General features: G+C 72.5%; 10 protein-coding genes. 1 reads left to right on the top strand and 9 read right to left on the bottom strand.

Annotated features, from left to right (window positions below):
* Positions 1–42 precede the first annotated feature (42 nt).
* The 5 genes from HS045_RS17995 to dnaG all read right to left on the bottom strand — a co-directional run bounded on the left by HS045_RS17995 (position 43) and on the right by dnaG (position 6640).
* Positions 43–504 (bottom strand): hypothetical protein, encoded by a 462-nt coding sequence (locus tag HS045_RS17995; RefSeq protein ID WP_196452476.1) that lies wholly within the window; start codon positions 502–504, stop codon positions 43–45.
* The gene (locus tag HS045_RS17990) at positions 501–1805 is read right to left on the bottom strand and encodes a hypothetical protein (RefSeq protein ID WP_196452475.1); all 1305 of its coding nucleotides are present in this window, start codon (positions 1803–1805) and stop codon (positions 501–503) included. The genes HS045_RS17995 and HS045_RS17990 overlap by 4 nt, the downstream gene beginning before the upstream one ends.
* 24 nt (positions 1806–1829) lie before the next feature.
* Positions 1830–3032: an iron uptake transporter deferrochelatase/peroxidase subunit gene (efeB, locus tag HS045_RS17985; RefSeq protein ID WP_196452474.1), complete on the bottom strand. Its 1203-nt coding sequence runs from the start codon at positions 3030–3032 to the stop codon at positions 1830–1832.
* A gap of 408 nt (positions 3033–3440) precedes the next feature.
* Positions 3441–4544, bottom strand: a complete 1104-nt coding sequence (gene rpoD / locus HS045_RS17980) for an RNA polymerase sigma factor RpoD (protein WP_307827574.1) — start codon at positions 4542–4544, stop codon at positions 3441–3443.
* A 185-nt stretch (positions 4545–4729) separates the two neighbouring features.
* Complete coding sequence (gene dnaG, locus HS045_RS17975; RefSeq protein ID WP_196452473.1) at positions 4730–6640, bottom strand: DNA primase; 1911 nt, start codon at positions 6638–6640, stop codon at positions 4730–4732.
* 198 nt (positions 6641–6838) lie between these two features.
* On the opposite strand from dnaG, the gene HS045_RS17970 reads away from it, so the two are divergent.
* Complete coding sequence (locus HS045_RS17970; RefSeq protein WP_196452849.1) at positions 6839–7735, top strand: M23 family metallopeptidase; 897 nt, start codon at positions 6839–6841, stop codon at positions 7733–7735.
* An 82-nt stretch (positions 7736–7817) separates the two neighbouring features.
* Here the strand turns inward: HS045_RS17970 and HS045_RS17965 are convergent, their stop codons facing one another.
* The 4 genes from HS045_RS17965 to HS045_RS17950 form a co-directional block, all read right to left on the bottom strand.
* Positions 7818–9071, bottom strand: a complete 1254-nt coding sequence (locus HS045_RS17965; protein WP_196452472.1) for a deoxyguanosinetriphosphate triphosphohydrolase — start codon at positions 9069–9071, stop codon at positions 7818–7820.
* A gap of 185 nt (positions 9072–9256) precedes the next feature.
* On the bottom strand, positions 9257–11899 hold the full coding sequence (gene ppdK / locus HS045_RS17960) for a pyruvate, phosphate dikinase (RefSeq protein ID WP_196452471.1): 2643 nt from the start codon (positions 11897–11899) through the stop codon (positions 9257–9259).
* A 412-nt stretch (positions 11900–12311) separates the two neighbouring features.
* Positions 12312–13283, bottom strand: a complete 972-nt coding sequence (locus tag HS045_RS17955; protein WP_196452470.1) for an acetylxylan esterase — start codon at positions 13281–13283, stop codon at positions 12312–12314.
* A gap of 94 nt (positions 13284–13377) precedes the next feature.
* Positions 13378–14763 carry a glycine--tRNA ligase gene (locus HS045_RS17950; protein WP_196452469.1) on the bottom strand — a complete coding sequence of 462 codons (1386 nt, stop codon included), beginning with the start codon at positions 14761–14763 and terminating at the stop codon, positions 13378–13380.
* Positions 14764–14782 lie beyond the last annotated feature (19 nt).

The following is a 14782-nucleotide window of genomic DNA, read 5'->3' as shown; positions in this document are numbered from 1 at the left end:
GCGCGCGGCCGCCCGGCCGGCTCCCGGAGCCGCCGACCCCGGTCAGATCCCGAAGCTCCGGCGGGCTCCCTCCAGCGCCTGCTCCGCCAGGGCCCGCAGACCCGGGTCGTCCCCGTCGAGGTCCGCGTCGAACACGAGGTCCCAGACCGCCGCCCCGTCCTCTCCGCGCCGGGCCACGAGCCGCACCCCCCCGCGCGCGTCCAGCGGCACGTACTGGCTGACCAGGATCGAGGAGACCACCCGTTCCCGCACCGTCTCCGGAACCCGTCCCGGCTCCGGCAGCGGCACCCGGTGCTCCCGGCCGTCCGTGGTGACGACCGTCAGCCCCTCCTCGTCCCAGAGCCCCCGGTCGATCCGCGACCACGGCAGCCGCGTCTCCCCGAGGTAGAGCGCCCGGTCCGTGGCGATCACGTAGCCGTCCGGCCCCTGGGCGTGGGCCAGGACCCGGTCGGGGGGGACGACGGCGGCGCGGACCTCTGCGGGCGTGCGGTTGAAGAGCCTCATGCCTCCACGCTATCGGCGAGCAGGTCGAGGGTGAGCGCGGCCGACCAGGAGAAGTCCCGGCCGCCCCGTCCGCTGCCGTCGAAGGGGTCGAAGCACTCGCGGAAGCCCGACTGCCGTACCAGGCGGAGGGTCGCCGCGCCCAGCCGCCGGGCCAGTTCCTCCCTGCCGTGCAGCACCGCCGCCCGCCGCAGCAGCCAGTTGGTGTTCACCCAGGACGGCCCCCGCCAGTAGCAGGAGCGGTCGAACTGGGGCGCCCGGATCTCGCAGCTGGGCACCGGGTATCCGGCGGCGCCCATGAAGCGCGCCGACTCCAGCGCGTCCACCAGTGCCGTCACCCGGTCGCCGGGCATCCCGGGGTCGAGCAGCGGGCCGAAGCCGCCGACCGTGCAGACGGGGATCAGCCGTCCGCCGCGCAGATCGCGGGCGTGGAACACGCCGTCGTCCCACAGGCGTTCCAGCAGCGCCGCCCGGATCCGCTCGGCCGCCTCGCCGTACGGCCGGGGGTCCGCCCCGGCCACCGGCGCCAGTTCGGCGAGCGCGTGGCAGGAGGCCAGCCAGATGCCGTTGAACATCGGGTCCTCGACCGCGAAGGGGTGGTCCTGGCGCAGGTAGGCCCCGTCGTATCCGGAGTCGCGGTAGCGCAGGGCCAGCCAGACGTAGCGGTCGTGGTGGTCGCCGGAGGGCCGGGGCGGTCCGTCCCGCCGGTGGGCGGCGCGGGCGTCCGCGAGCGCCTCCAGCGGGGCGTCCCAGGCGGGGCTGTCGTCCATCCCCGACTCCCAGGGGTGGACGATCGCGGCCAGCCCTCCCCCGCCCAGGTCCCGGTAGGCGGCCAGGTAGGCGTGCTGGGCCGCCAGCATCGGGTGGAGCCGCCGGACGAGCGCGTCGGCCTCCTCCCGGTCGGCCGTGTCGCGGGTGTGGCGCCACACCCGCCATGCGGCGAGCGCCTGCATCGGCGGCTGGGTCAGCCCCGAGGTGGCCACCCCGTTCGGGGCCGCCGGGTGGCCCGCGGACCGCCAGACGGACGGGCCGGGGAAGAAGGAGTCGGCGAGGGCCGGGTGGAAGACGATGTGCGGCACCATGCCGGTGTCCCACTGGCCGGCCAGCAGGCTGAGCAGTTCCTCCCCGGCCCGGCGGGGGTCCCGCCGGGCCAGTCCGAACGCGACGAAGGTGGAGTCCCAGTTCCACTGGTGCGGGTACAGACCGGGCGTGGGCACGGTGGCCGCGCCCGTCCGGTTCGCCTCGAGCACGGACCACGCCTCGCGCTCGAGCGCGGCGTCGTCGATGGCCGGCCGCGCTTCCATCTGCCCAGTCTGCGCCCGCATCCCCTAGGAGAACAGTGCCTCGCCCCAGAACGACCCGGGCCGCACCCCGCCGGGGCAGGCCCAGATGCCCGATCCGACGTGCTGGATGAACGCGTTGAGGGTGTCCCGCGCCGCCAGCGACCGCTGGACCTTGACGAACCCCTCCTCCGGGTCGCGCTGGTAGGAGATGAAGAACAGGCCCGCGTCCAGCCGCCCCTGGCCGTCGGTGCCGTCGGTGTAGGAGTAGCCCCGGCGCAGGATCCTGGACCCGCCGTTCGAGTCGGGGTGGGCCAGCCGCACGTGGGAGGCGGGCGGGAGGGCGTGGATCCGCACCGGGTCGAACTCGCGGGTGCCGCCGTAGGGGGCGCCCGTCCGCTTGTACCGGCCGATGACGTCCTCCTGCCGCTTCAGCGGGGTCCGGTCCCAGATGTCGAGGTGCATCCGGATCCGCCGGGTGACCATGTAGGACCCGCCCTCCATCCAGTCGGGCCCCTCCTCCCCCACCCAGACGTGCCGGTTCAGCTTGGCCCGGTCGTCCATGGAGATGTTGTTGGTGCCGTCCTTGAACCCCATCAGGTTGCGCGGGGTCTTCTCCTCCGGCGTGCTGGAGGCGGTCCTGCCGAACCCGAGCTGCGACCAGCGGATCGCCGCCCGGCCGGCGGCGATCCGCGCCAGGTTCCGTACGGCGTGCACGGCCACCTGCGGGTCGTCCGCGCACGCCTGCACGCAGACGTCGCCGCCGCTGCGGGCCGGGTCGAGCCGGTCGCCCCGGAAGGGCGGGAGCTCCTTCAGCCGGTCGGGTGCCGGCAGGTTCAGCCGGGTGAAGAAGGAGGGGCCGAAGCCGACCGTCAGCGTGAGCCGCGAGGCGTGCATCTCCAGGGTCTCGCCGGTGTCGTCCGGCGCGGCCTGCGCCCTGCCGGTCGCCCCGCGTCCGACCTCCTGCGCCGCGGTCATCCGCACCGCCGCCGCCGTCCACGCCTTCATCAGCGCCACCGCCGCCGCCGGCGACCGGGTGGCGAGGTCGAAGGAGGCGAAGTGCAGGCGCTCCTGGATGGGCGTGGCGATCCCCGCCTGGTGGACTCCGTGGAAGGGGATCGATCCGCCGGACGCGGCGGCCGAGGCAGACTCCGGCGTTCCGAGCTGTACCAGCCCGGTCCCGGCCACGGCGCCGGCGCCCATCGCCAGTCCCGTACCGGCGAGAAGCCTGCGACGGCTGAGGTCGGTCATATGTTCCTCCACTCCTTCTCAAAGAGAAGATCGGGCGTTCTGGGTGTGGAGATCAGCCTGCTTCACCCCGGGCCGGGTCCGCGGGAGGCTCGGCGGGGGTGTTAACCGCGTCAGCGGGTTCCTTGACCTGCGCCAGGGACAACCCCCCGGCGGCGGCGGGGGCACCGGCCCGGCCGACCCGGCGCGTCCGGCGGGAGCTGCGCGTACGGCGGGGGCCGCGCGTACGGCGGGGGCGGGGGCACCGGCCCGGCCGACCCGGCGCGCCCGGCGGGGGCCGCGCGTCCGGCGGGGGCGGGCCCCGCGCGTCCGCGCACGACGAGGACCCCGGAGCCACCGCTCCGGGGTCCTCGTTCCGGCCTCTCGGCCCGGTCTCCTCGACCGGGGGACCCTCCTCCCGCGTCCCGCCGGTCAGTCGAGGTAGTCGCGCAGGATCTGCGCCCGCGTCGGGTGGCGCAGCTTCGCCAGGGTCTTGGACTCGATCTGGCGGATGCGCTCACGGGTCACCCCGAACTCCCTGCCGACCTCCTCCAGGGTCCGGGGATGTCCGTCGGCGAGGCCGAAGCGCAGCTGGATGATGCGCTGCTCGCGGTCCGACAGCGTCGCGAGGATCTCCTCGAGCTGGTCCTGCAGCATGATGAAGGCCGCGGCCTCCATCGGCACCACGGCGTCGGCGTCCTCGATGAAGTCGCCGAGGTCGGAGTCCTCCTCGCCGATCGGCGACTGCAGCGAGACCGGCTCCTGGGCGATGCGCTGGATCTCGATCACCCGGTCGATCGGGAGGTCCATCTCCAGCGCGATCTCCTCCGGCGCGGGCTCGCGGCCGAGATCCTGGTGGAGCTGGCGCTGGACCCGGACCAGTTTGTTGATCGTCTCGACCATGTGCACCGGAATGCGAATCGTGCGCGCCTGGTCGGCGATGGCCCTGGTGATCGCCTGGCGAATCCACCACGTGGCATATGTGGAGAACTTGTAGCCTTTGGTGTAGTCGAATTTCTCGACCGCCCGGATGAGCCCCAGGTTGCCCTCCTGGATCAGATCCAGGAACAGCATTCCGCGCCCCACATAACGCTTGGCGATCGACACGACCAGCCGCAGATTGGCCTCGATCAGACGCTGCTTGGCCCGCGTGCCCTCCCAGACGAGGTCCCCCAGCTCGGGGAAGGCCAGCCGGGAGACGACGCCGGCCAGCTTCTCCTCGGCGAACAGCCCCGCCTCGATGGACTTGGCGAGCTCCACCTCCTCCTCCGCCGTGAGCAGCGGCACCCGCCCGATCTCCCGCAGGTAGATGCGGACCAGGTCGCTGGTCGGCGCTCGTTTTCCGACATCCTCCTCATCGGACTTGGGGGTCTCCTCCTCGCTCTGGGGCTCGAGGACCTCCACTCCGTTCTCGGCGAGCATCCGCACGACGCGCTCCAGCGCGTCGGACGGCAGCTCGGATTTGTCGAGGGCCGCGGCGACGTCATCGACCGTGACGCTTCCGCGCTCTCTTCCTTTCGCGACGAGGTCGGCCACCTGGTCTACCGAAGGCGGCCCGCTTGGCAGCACCGATGCACCCACGGGACACAGTCTGCTGTATTAGTCACCCGAAACGGCAGGCCTATTTTTGTCACCGGAGGTAAGGTCGCAATCATTATCGGATCGAGACCTCATTCGGGTTTGGCCGAATGAGGGCCAGGAAATTAAAGCTGATTACGTGATCAGCTTCCGGCCGCCTGCTCCCGCAGCACGCGCCGCCTGCGCTCCAGTTCGTTCAGCTCCGCGAACAGCCGGCGGTACTCCTCCGCCCCGCCGGCCGGGTCGGTCCGCTCCAGCGCCGACTTCACCCGCTCGATCGCCCGCGACACCGTGATGCCCTCCAGCGCGGCCATCAGGTCCGCGGCGTACCGCTGCTCGTTCGCCAGGTCCGCGCGGAGCTCCTCCACCGCCAGCCGGGTGACCGTCCCGCGCAGGTCCTCGCCCGCGAGGGCGAGCAGGCGGTCCACCCACTCGCGCCCGCCCGCGCCGCCGGCCGCGGCGCCCCCGGCCGCCATGACCAGCTCGTACAGCGCGGCGTGCTCGGGCCGGGTGAAGGCCTGCGCGCCCATCGCGTCGAACCGGTCGCCCAGCAGCGACGGGCGCTGCACGGCCAGCTTCAGCACCTCGGCCTCGATCCGCACCCCCGGGTCGGTCAGGTCGGCGACCCGTCTCGGCCGCGGGCCGCCCGGCCCTCCCTCACCCGGCCTGCCCGGGGCGCCCCCCCTGGGGCCCCTGGCTCCCCGGGGGTCCCTGAGGTCCTTGGCGGCCCCGGCCACCTCGGCGATCCGGTCCATCACGAACCGCTCGTTGTTGAAACCGAGCCAGCGGTCCAGGTCCACCCCGTAGAGCTGGCGCAGCGCCCGGTCCCTGATGCCCGCCACGATCGGCGCGGCGGCGTCCAGCGCGGCCAGCCGCCCCTCGTTGGTGCTCATGTCGTGGCGGGAGATCACACTGCGGATGGCGAACGCGAACAGCGGCTGGCGGCTCGCCACCAGGTCGCGGACCGCCGCGTCGCCCTTGGTGACCCGCAGGTCGCACGGGTCGAGCCCGTCGGGCTGCACCGCCACGTAGGTCTGGGTGGCGAACTTCTGCTCGTCGGCGAACGCGCGCAGCGCCGCCTTCTGCCCGGCCGAGTCGCCGTCGAAGGTGAAGACCACCTCCCCCTGGGAGCCGGTGTGGTCCAGCAGCAGCCGCCGCAGCACCTTGATGTGCTCGGCGCCGAACGCGGTGCCGCAGGTGGCCACGGCCGTCGTCACACCCGCCAGGTGGCAGGCCATCACGTCGGTGTAGCCCTCGACGATCACCGCCCGGGACTGCTTGGAGATCTCCCGTTTGGCCAGGTCGACGCCGTAGAGCACCTCGCTCTTGCGGTAGAGCGGGCTCTCCGGCGTGTTGAGGTACTTGGGGCCGTCCTCGGCGTCGTTCAGCTTGCGCGCGCCGAAGCCGATCACGTCACCCGTGATGTCGCGGATCGGCCAGACCAGCCGGCCCCGGAAGCGGTCGATCGGCCCCCGCCGCCCCTCCTTGGCCAGCCCGCCCTTGACCAGCTCGGCGGCGGTGAACCCGCGGGCCAGCAGGTGCCGGGTCAGCGCCTCCCAGCCCGCGGGGGCGTATCCGACCCCGAAGTGCTCGGCGTCGGCCCGCTCGAAACCGCGCTCCGACAGGAACCTCCGGCCCGGCGCGGCCTCCGGGTCGGCCAGCTGCGCGGCGTAGAACTCCGCGGCGGCCCGGTGCGCCTCGATCAGCCTGCTGCGCTCGCCCTGCTCCCGTCCGGGGACGTAGCCGCCCTGCTCGTAGCGGAGCTGGACGCCGGCCCGCTGCGCCAGCCGCTCCACGGCCTCGCCGAACGACAGGTGCTCCATCCGGCGCACGAAGGTGATGACGTCGCCGCCCTCGGAGCAGCCGAAGCAGTAGTAGTAGCCGCGGGCGGGGGTGACGTTGAAGGAGGGGCTCTTCTCCTCGTGGAAGGGGCAGAGCCCCTTCAGGTTGCCGCCGCCGGCGTTGCGGAGCTGGATGTGCTCGCCCACGACGTCGGCGATCGGTGAGCGCTCCCGCACGAGCGCGATGTCCTCGTCACTGATCCGGCCTGCCACGCCGCGAGTCTAGTCCGGCGCCCCGACAGCTCCGGCGACGCCGGGCCGCGTCCGGACGGCCCGCGGACCGGGCCGGAGCGGCGCCGGAGATCGACGGGAAGCGACCTCAAAGCGACTTTCGCGAACGGGTCGTGGTCGATGATGAGGTCCGTTACAAAGGTAACGGCCGATTCTGGATAACTTATGCGGGTGGACATCATGAGATCGGGGCACATAACACGACTGGCCGCCGTGGCGGGCGCCGTCCTCGTCACCGGAGCGTGCGCCTCTCCCGCCGGGGTGGCGGGTGTCAGCACGGTGCCTCCGGCCTCCGCCGAACTGGTCGCGGCCCCGGACTCGGTGACCGCGACGATCCCGGCGCCGACGGCCGAGACCGGCTCCGGGACCCCCTCGCCCTCGCCCTCGTCCTCGCCGATGGCCGTACGGCCCCCCGAGGCCGAGGAGCCCGTCCCGGTGCCCCCGCCGAAGGTCTCGGAGTTCACCTACGTCTTCCCCGTGCAGGGCTGCGAGGCCACCTACCAGCGCAAGCTGCTGGTCCTACCCAAGACCACGATCTGGGCGGGCAAGGGCTGCTCGTTCGTCTCCCCGGTCGACGGCGTGATCCACGAGGTCAACATCAAGAACCGGTGGAAGCCCTCCACCGACCGGGGGCAGGACCGCGAGGGCCGGTTCGTCACGGTCGCCGGGAAGGACGGCGTGCTCTACCTGGGCGGCCACCTGGACTCGGTCGCGCCGGGGATCGCACCGGGCACCCCGGTCAAGGCCGGGCAGGCCCTCGGGCGGATCGGCAACTCCGGCAACGCCCGCGACACCGCCAGCAACCTCTACTTCGCCATCTCCTGGAAGACCGAGCCCTCCCGGTGGTGGGTGCGGCGGGGCATGGTCAAGCCCTGGAACTACCTGGACGCCTGGCTGAAGGGGAACCGCACCCTGTCCCCCGCGGATGAGACGCGGGCCCTTATGAAGCGCACCGGCCCGACGCCCGCGTGCGCCGTCCTGTGCGCGTCCCGGCCGGAGCCCACCCCCACCCCCACCAGGAAGCCGCGCAAGAAGCCGGTGGAGGAGAACAGGCCGGTCACCACGCTGAACGGGTGACGGACCCGTCAGCGCCCCTCCCCTCTCGGGACCGCCCGGAGGGCTCCCGCCCGGCCCCGCACGGCCCGCCCGAAACGTCCTGTCAGCGCCCGCCCAGCCGGCGGTGCCAGGTGACCGCCGAGGTGTCGGTCAGCGAGGCGATCTGGTCGACGACCACGCGCAGCCGGGCGGCGTCGTCGCCCGCCCTGGCGAAGGCCGGCCGGAGCGCGGGTTCCAGGGAGTCCGGGGCGCCCCGGGCGATCAGGCGGGCCAGGTCGTGGATCAGCTCCCGCTGCCGCGCCCGGTTGGCGCTGTGGTCCTCCCGGGTGATCACGTAGTGGACGGTGACCCCCTTGAGCACCGCGCACTCCAGGCGGGTGGACCTCGGCACGACCAGTTCCGCGCCGTAGCGGCCGGGGGCCGGGCCGTACGCCTCCCGGGTGGCCACCTCGGCGGACCTGCAGAAGCGGCCGATGAGCGCGCTGGTGAGGCCCTTGAGCGCGGAGAGGCCGGACATGGAGCCGTCGACCTCGCGGGGCCAGAGCGGTGCGGCGACCAGACGGGTGAAGACGTCCTCCAGCTCGGCCGGATCGGCCTCCGGCGCGTACCAGGCGCGGGTGGTGGCGCACACCTCGCGGCGCTCGGTCCCGTCGCGCAGCATCTCCAGGGTGACCTCCCCGGCGTGCAGGGCGTCCTCCAGGTCGTGCACCGAGTAGGCGACGTCGTCGGCCCAGTCCATGATCTGCGCCTCGAAGCTCACCCGTCCGGCCGGGGCGCCCCGCCGGATCCACTCGAAGACCGGCAGGTCGTCGTCGTAGGCGCCGTACGGCCGCCGTCCGGTGGCCCCCTCGACCGGCTCCGGGCGGCGCCAGGGGTACTTGCAGGCCGCGTCGAGGGTGGCCCGGGTCAGGTTCAGCCCGGCGCTGCGGCCGTCCTCGGTGAGGACCTTGGCCTCCAGCCGGGTCAGCAGGCGCAGGTTCTGCGCGTTGCCCTCGAAACCGCCGCAGGGGGCGGCGACCTCGTTGAGCGCGGTCTCGCCGTTGTGCCCGAACGGAGGGTGCCCCAGGTCGTGGGCCAGGCAGGCGGTCTCCACCAGGTCGGGGTCGCGGCCGAGCGCCTCGCCCATCTCGCGGCCGATCTGCGCGCACTCCAGGGAGTGGGTCAGCCGGGTGCGCGGGATGTGCTGCCCGCTGCCCAGGGTCTCTCCCGGCCCGACCACCTGCGTCTTGGCCGCCAGCCGCCGCAGGCCCGCACTGTGCAGCACGCGCGCGCGGTCCCGGGCGAACGGCCCTCGCTCGGGGTTGCCGGGAGGTTCCGGCACCCATCGGGCCTGATCGGACTCGTCATAGCGGTGCATGAGTGCAGTGATTTTATCCCCGGTAGGACCGGTCCATGCCCGGCCCTCGGTAAACACTCGGGGACGCTACGGGATGCCGAGGACTCCCCTCCGTGTGGAAGGATCCGGGGCCGGCGGCCGTCCCCCTCGACGGTCGCCGGCCCCGCAGACCCGCAGCGGACCCGCCGCGCACCCGCCGCGGGCCGTCAGCGGGTGTCGGAACCGGCGCAGGTCAGGGCCGCCCGACCGGCCTCCAGCCGGGCGACCGGCACCCGGAACGGCGAGCAGGACACGTAGTCCAGGCCGACCTCGTGGCAGAAGTGGATCGAGTCGGGGTCTCCGCCGTGCTCGCCGCAGATGCCGAGTCCGAGGTCCGGGCGGGTCCTGCGGCCCTCCTCGACGGCGATCCGCACGAGCCGGCCGACGCCGTCGCGGTCCAGGGTCTCGAACGGGGAGACGCCGAAGACGCCCAGCTCCAGATAGCGGGAGAAGAACGCCGCCTCGACGTCGTCACGGGAGAAACCCCAGGCCATCTGGGTGAGGTCGTTGGTGCCGAAGGAGAAGAACTCGGCGGCCTCGGCGATCCGGCCCGCGGTGAGCGCGGCGCGCGGCACCTCGATCATCGTGCCGACCGCGGCCTCGACCCCCGCCTCCGCCAGGATCCCGGCCGCCTCCTCCCTGACGCACTCCAGTTCCTGGACGGCGCCGACGAGCGGGATCATGATCTCCGCGCGGGTGCCGGGCACCGCCTTGGCCGCCGCGGCGATCGCCCGGACCTGCATGGCGAACAGACCGGGCACGACCAGGCCGAGCCGTACGCCGCGCAGGCCCAGCATGGGGTTCTGCTCGTGCAGGCGCTTGACCGCGGCGAGCAGCCGGCGGTCCCCGTCGGAGGCCCGGTCACCGGCCAGGGCGACCTTGACCGAGAGCTCGGTGTAGTCGGGCAGGAACTCGTGGAGCGGCGGGTCGATCAGGCGGACCGTGACGGGCAGGCCGTCCATCGCCCGGAAGATCTCGGTGAAGTCCGCCCGCTGCAGCGGCTCCAGCGCGGCCAGCGCCCGCTCGCGCTCCTCGTCGCCGCCGGCCAGGACGAGGTCCTCGACCAGCCGCCGGCGGTCGCCGAGGAACATGTGCTCGGTACGGCACAGCCCGATGCCCCGGGCGCCGAACCGCCGGGCGCGGGCGGCGTCCTCGCCGGTGTCGGCGTTGGCCCGCACGTCCAGGCGGCGGACGGCGTCGGCGTGGGACATGATCCGGTGCACGGCCGCGACCAGCTCGTCGCCGCCGACGGGGGCGCCCTCGAAGTACTCCACGACCGGGGAGGGGACCACGGGCACCTCGCCCAGGAAGACCTCGCCGCTGGAGCCGTCGATGGAGATGAGGTCGCCTTCGGCGACCACGACGCCGCCGGGGGCGGTGAAGCGGCGCTCCTCGGCGGAGACCTCCAGCTCCTCGGCTCCGCAGACGCAGGTCTTGCCCATGCCGCGCGCGACCACGGCGGCGTGGGAGGTCTTGCCCCCGCGCGAGGTGAGCACGCCGTGGGCGGCGATCATCCCGGCCAGGTCGTCGGGGTTGGTCTCCCGGCGGACCAGGATGACGGCCTCGCCCGCCGCGGCGAGCTCGACGGCCCGTTCGGAGCAGAAGACGGCCCTGCCGACGGCCGCGCCCGGGGAGGCGTTCATCCCCGTGGCGATCCGCTTCTTCTCCGCGCCGCCGTCGAAGCGGGGGAACATGAGCTGGGCCAGCTGGTCGCCGGTGACGCGGGTGACCGCCTCGTCGAGGTCGATCAGGCCCTGGTCGACCAGCTGCACGGCGATGCGGAACGCGGCCGCCGCCGTCCGCTTGCCCACCCGGGTCTGGAGCATCCACAGCCTGCCGCGCTCGACCGTGAACTCGATGTCGCACAGGTCGCGGTAGTGGTTCTCCAGCTTCTCCATGATCCGCATGAGCTCGTCGTAGGAGTGCTTGTCGAGGTGCTCCAGCTCCTGCAGGGGCATGGTGTTGCGGATGCCGGCCACCACGTCCTCACCCTGGGCGTTCTGCAGGTAGTCGCCGTAGACGCCCTGCTGGCCGCTGCCGGGGTCGCGGGTGAAGGCCACGCCGGTGCCCGAGTCCATGCCGCAGTTGCCGAAGACCATCGAGCAGACGTTGACGGCGGTGCCCAGGTCGGCCGGGATGCGCTCCTGGCGGCGGTAGAGCACCGCGCGCGGGGCGTTCCACGACGCGAAGACGGCCTCGACGGCCATCCGCAGCTGCCGGTAGGGGTCGGCGGGGAAGTCCTCGCCGGTCTCGGCGCGGATGATCTCCTTGTAGGTCTCGACCAGGCCCTGGAAGTCCGCGGCCTGCAGGTCCAGGTCGCTGCGGCCGGCCTTGAGCCGCTCCAGGGCCTCGTCGAACAGCTCGCTGTCGATGCCCTGGACGGTCTTGCCGAACATCTGGATCAGGCGGCGGTAGGAGTCCCAGGCGAAGCGCTCGTTCCCGCCGGCCTGCTTGGCCAGGCCGCGTACCGACTCGTCGTTCAGCCCGATGTTGAGGACGGTCTCCATCATGCCGGGCATGGAGAACTTGGCGCCGGAGCGCACGCTGACCAGGAGGGGATCGTCGGACTGGCCCAGGCGGCGGCCCATCCGCCTCTCCAGCGCGGCCAGGTGGCGGGAGAGCTGCTCTTCCAGGCCCTCGGGGAGCGCGCCCTCGGCGAGGAAGCTGCGGCACGCCTCGGTGGTGATCGTGAAGCCGGGCGGGACCGGGAGCCCGAGATTGGTCATCTCGGCCAGGTTGGCCCCCTTACCGCCGAGCAGATCCTTGAGATCCTTGTTGCCCTCGGTGAAGTCGTATACGTACTTGGGCATGGCTGCTCCTTCTGCGGCTTCAAATGACGCGCTCTTCGCCTTAGTCGGGACTCTACCGATGAAGACGCGAATGAAACGCCACCCTTAGCCGTGGAGCATGTCCATGCAGTTCAAAGCCCTTATCGCGGTCTAATCCAATTAAAATCGGCAACGTTTTCAACGTGATATCGGTCACCCGGAGAATTGGTTTACACCAATTGGTGTAAACCAATTCCCGGCCGGTCGCGGAAGGCCGCCCGCCCCCGCCCTGCGGCCCGGTCCCCCGGCCCCGCCCCCGCCCTGCGGCCCGGTCCCCCGGCCCCGGCCGGGCCCTGCCGGGCAGGCCCCGGCCGGGCGGCGCGCACGACGCGTGCGGGGCACGGCGCGCACGCCGTACCCCGCACTCCTCACCTCCGGCCGGACCGGCCGGGCCTCACGCGCCGAGGGCCGCCCGCAGGAACGCGACCTGCTCCATGGCGTGGGCGGACTCGCCGCCCTCGTGGCCGTTGTACGGGTACACCCGCATCTCCTTGGGCCCCGCGTAGTGGTTGTGGGCGGCGAAGACCGTGGAAGGCGGGGTGACGCCGTCGCGCAGGCCCACCGAGAACAGCGCCGGGGCGGTCGAGCGGGCCGCGAAGTTGAGCCCGTCGAAGTACGACAGGGTCGTGAAGACCTCCTCCACCCGGTCCTTGAAGACCCGGCAGTAGACGGCGAGCTCGGCGTAGGGGTTCTCGTCCGTGATCTGCACGGCGTGCCGGATGTGGCACATGAACGGCACGCTGACCAGCGCGCAGGCGAGGTCCGGCACCAGCGCGGCGGCCGCCAGCGCGATGGCGCCGCCCTGGCTGCCGCCGGACACCGCGACCTTGCCCGGATCCACCGCCGGATGGGCCCGGGCCGCCTCCACCGCCCGGACGGCGTCGGTGTAGAGCCGCCGGTAGTAGTAGTCGTCCGGGTCGCCGATCCCCTTGGTCATCACCCCGGGGGTCTGCGGGCCCGTGCCGGGCTCCGGGTCGGCGGTGTCGCCGCGCCGCCAGCCGCCCGCCCCCTGGCCGCGCGAGTCCATCACGAACACCGCCCGGCCGAACGACGGCCACAGCAGCCAGTCGATCGGCAGCCCCCGGCCTCCCCCGTAGCCGATGTACTCCACCACGCACGGCACCGGGCCCTGCGCTCCGCGCGGCACGAGCAGCCAGCCCTTGACCGGGTGCCCGCCGTACCCGGCGTAGGTCACGTCGTACACGTCGGCCACCGTCAGCGCGCTCGGGTGCGGGGTGAACACCGCGCCGAGGTCGTGCTTGCGGGCCTCGGTCAGCGTGCGGTCCCAGAACGCGTCGAAGTCGGCGGGCTCCGGCCGCTCGGGCAGGTAGCCGCGCAGCTGGTCCAGCGGCATGTCGACGAACATCGTCAGCTCCTTGTCGGGTGAGGGGGACACCCCGCCAGGCGCGTACGGCTCCCGCCCCGGAGGGGGCGGGAGCCGTACGCGGCGAGCCGCGGGGTCAGTCGTTGAGGTGCCGGCGGAGGTAGGAGTCGACCTGGTCGAGGGCGACCCGCTCCTGGGCCATCGAGTCCCGCTCGCGGATGGTCACCGCGTGGTCGTCCAGGGTGTCGAAGTCGACGGTGACGCAGAACGGCGTGCCGATCTCGTCCTGGCGGCGGTAGCGGCGGCCGATGGCGCCCGCGTCGTCGAACTCGACGTTCCAGCGCCTGCGCAGCTGCGCGGCCAGGTCCTTGGCCTTCGGCGACAGGTCGGCGTTGCGCGAGAGCGGGAGCACCGCGACCTTGACCGGCGCGAGCCGGTGGTCGAGGCGCATGACCGTGCGCTTCTCCATGACGCCCTTGGCGTTGGGCGCCTCGTCCTCGGTGTAGGCGTCGATGAGGAAGGTGAGCGTCGCCCGGTCGACGCCGGCGGCGGGCTCGATCACGTACGGCACGTAGCGCTCGCCGGTGTCCTGCTCGAAGAAGCTCAGGTCGGTGCCGGAGGCCTTGCCGTGCGCGGTCAGGTCGAAGTCCGTGCGGTTGGCGATGCCCTCCAGCTCGCCCCACTCGCTTCCGGTGAAGTTGAAGCGGTACTCCACGTCGACGGTGCGCTTGGAGTAATGGGACAGCTTCTCCTGCGGGTGCTCGTAGAGCCGCAGGTTGTCCTTGCCGATGCCCAGGTCGACGTACCAGCGGAAGCGCTCGTCGATCCAGTACTGGTGCCACTCCTCGTCGGTGCCGGGCTTGACGAAGAACTCCATCTCCATCTGCTCGAACTCGCGCGTGCGGAAGATGAAGTTGCCGGGGGTGATCTCGTTCCGGAACGACTTGCCGATCTGGCCGATGCCGAACGGGATCTTCCGGCGCGCCGACTGCTGCACGTTGAGGTAGTTGATGAAGATGCCCTGCGCGGTCTCCGGGCGCAGGTAGGCCAGGCCCGACTCGTCCTCGACCGCGCCGAGGTAGGTCTTCAGCAGGCCGCTGAACTGCTTGGGCGCGGTGAACGCGCCCTTGTTGCCGCAGTTCGGGCAGGTGATGTCGGCCAGGCCGCCCGCCGGGCTCTTGCCGTGTTTTTCGGTGTACGCCTCTTCGAGGTGGTCGGCGCGGTAGCGCTTGTGGCAGGACTGGCACTCGGTCAGCGGGTCGGTGAAGGTCTCCACGTGGCCGCTGGCCTGCCACACCTCGCGGGCGAGGATGACGCACGAGTCGAGGCCGACGACGTCCTCGCGGGCCTGGACCATGGACTTCCACCACTGCCGCTTGACGTTGTTCTTGAGCTCCACGCCCAGCGGGCCGTAGTCCCACGACGCGCGCAGGCCTCCGTAGATCTCGCTGGAGGGGTAGACGAGCCCGCGTCTCTTCGAGAGGCTGACGATGGTGTCCATGATGTCCGTACGGCGTGACATAAGGGAAAATCTCCATCCG

Source organism: Planomonospora sp. ID82291 (assembly GCF_015711645.1).
Taxonomy (GTDB): domain Bacteria; phylum Actinomycetota; class Actinomycetes; order Streptosporangiales; family Streptosporangiaceae; genus Planomonospora.
The sequence above is the reverse complement of the archived record's forward strand: the minus strand, read 5'-3'. Positions and strand labels throughout refer to the sequence as shown.

Bases quoted from the DNA above. Each gene is read 5' to 3' on its own strand.
- HS045_RS17955 (WP_196452470.1), bottom strand. From the start codon at position 13,283: ATGTTCGTCGACATGCCGCTGGACCAGCTGCGCGGCTACCTGCCCGAG.
- efeB (WP_196452474.1), bottom strand. From the start codon at position 3,032: ATGACCGACCTCAGCCGTCGCAGGCTTCTCGCCGGTACGGGACTGGCG.
- HS045_RS17950 (WP_196452469.1), bottom strand. From the start codon at position 14,763: ATGTCACGCCGTACGGACATCATGGACACCATCGTCAGCCTCTCGAAG.
- HS045_RS17970 (WP_196452849.1), top strand. From the start codon at position 6,839: ATGAGATCGGGGCACATAACACGACTGGCCGCCGTGGCGGGCGCCGTC.
- HS045_RS17965 (WP_196452472.1), bottom strand. From the start codon at position 9,071: ATGCACCGCTATGACGAGTCCGATCAGGCCCGATGGGTGCCGGAACCT.
- ppdK (WP_196452471.1), bottom strand. From the start codon at position 11,899: ATGCCCAAGTACGTATACGACTTCACCGAGGGCAACAAGGATCTCAAG.
- HS045_RS17995 (WP_196452476.1), bottom strand. From the start codon at position 504: ATGAGGCTCTTCAACCGCACGCCCGCAGAGGTCCGCGCCGCCGTCGTC.
- HS045_RS17990 (WP_196452475.1), bottom strand. From the start codon at position 1,805: ATGGAAGCGCGGCCGGCCATCGACGACGCCGCGCTCGAGCGCGAGGCG.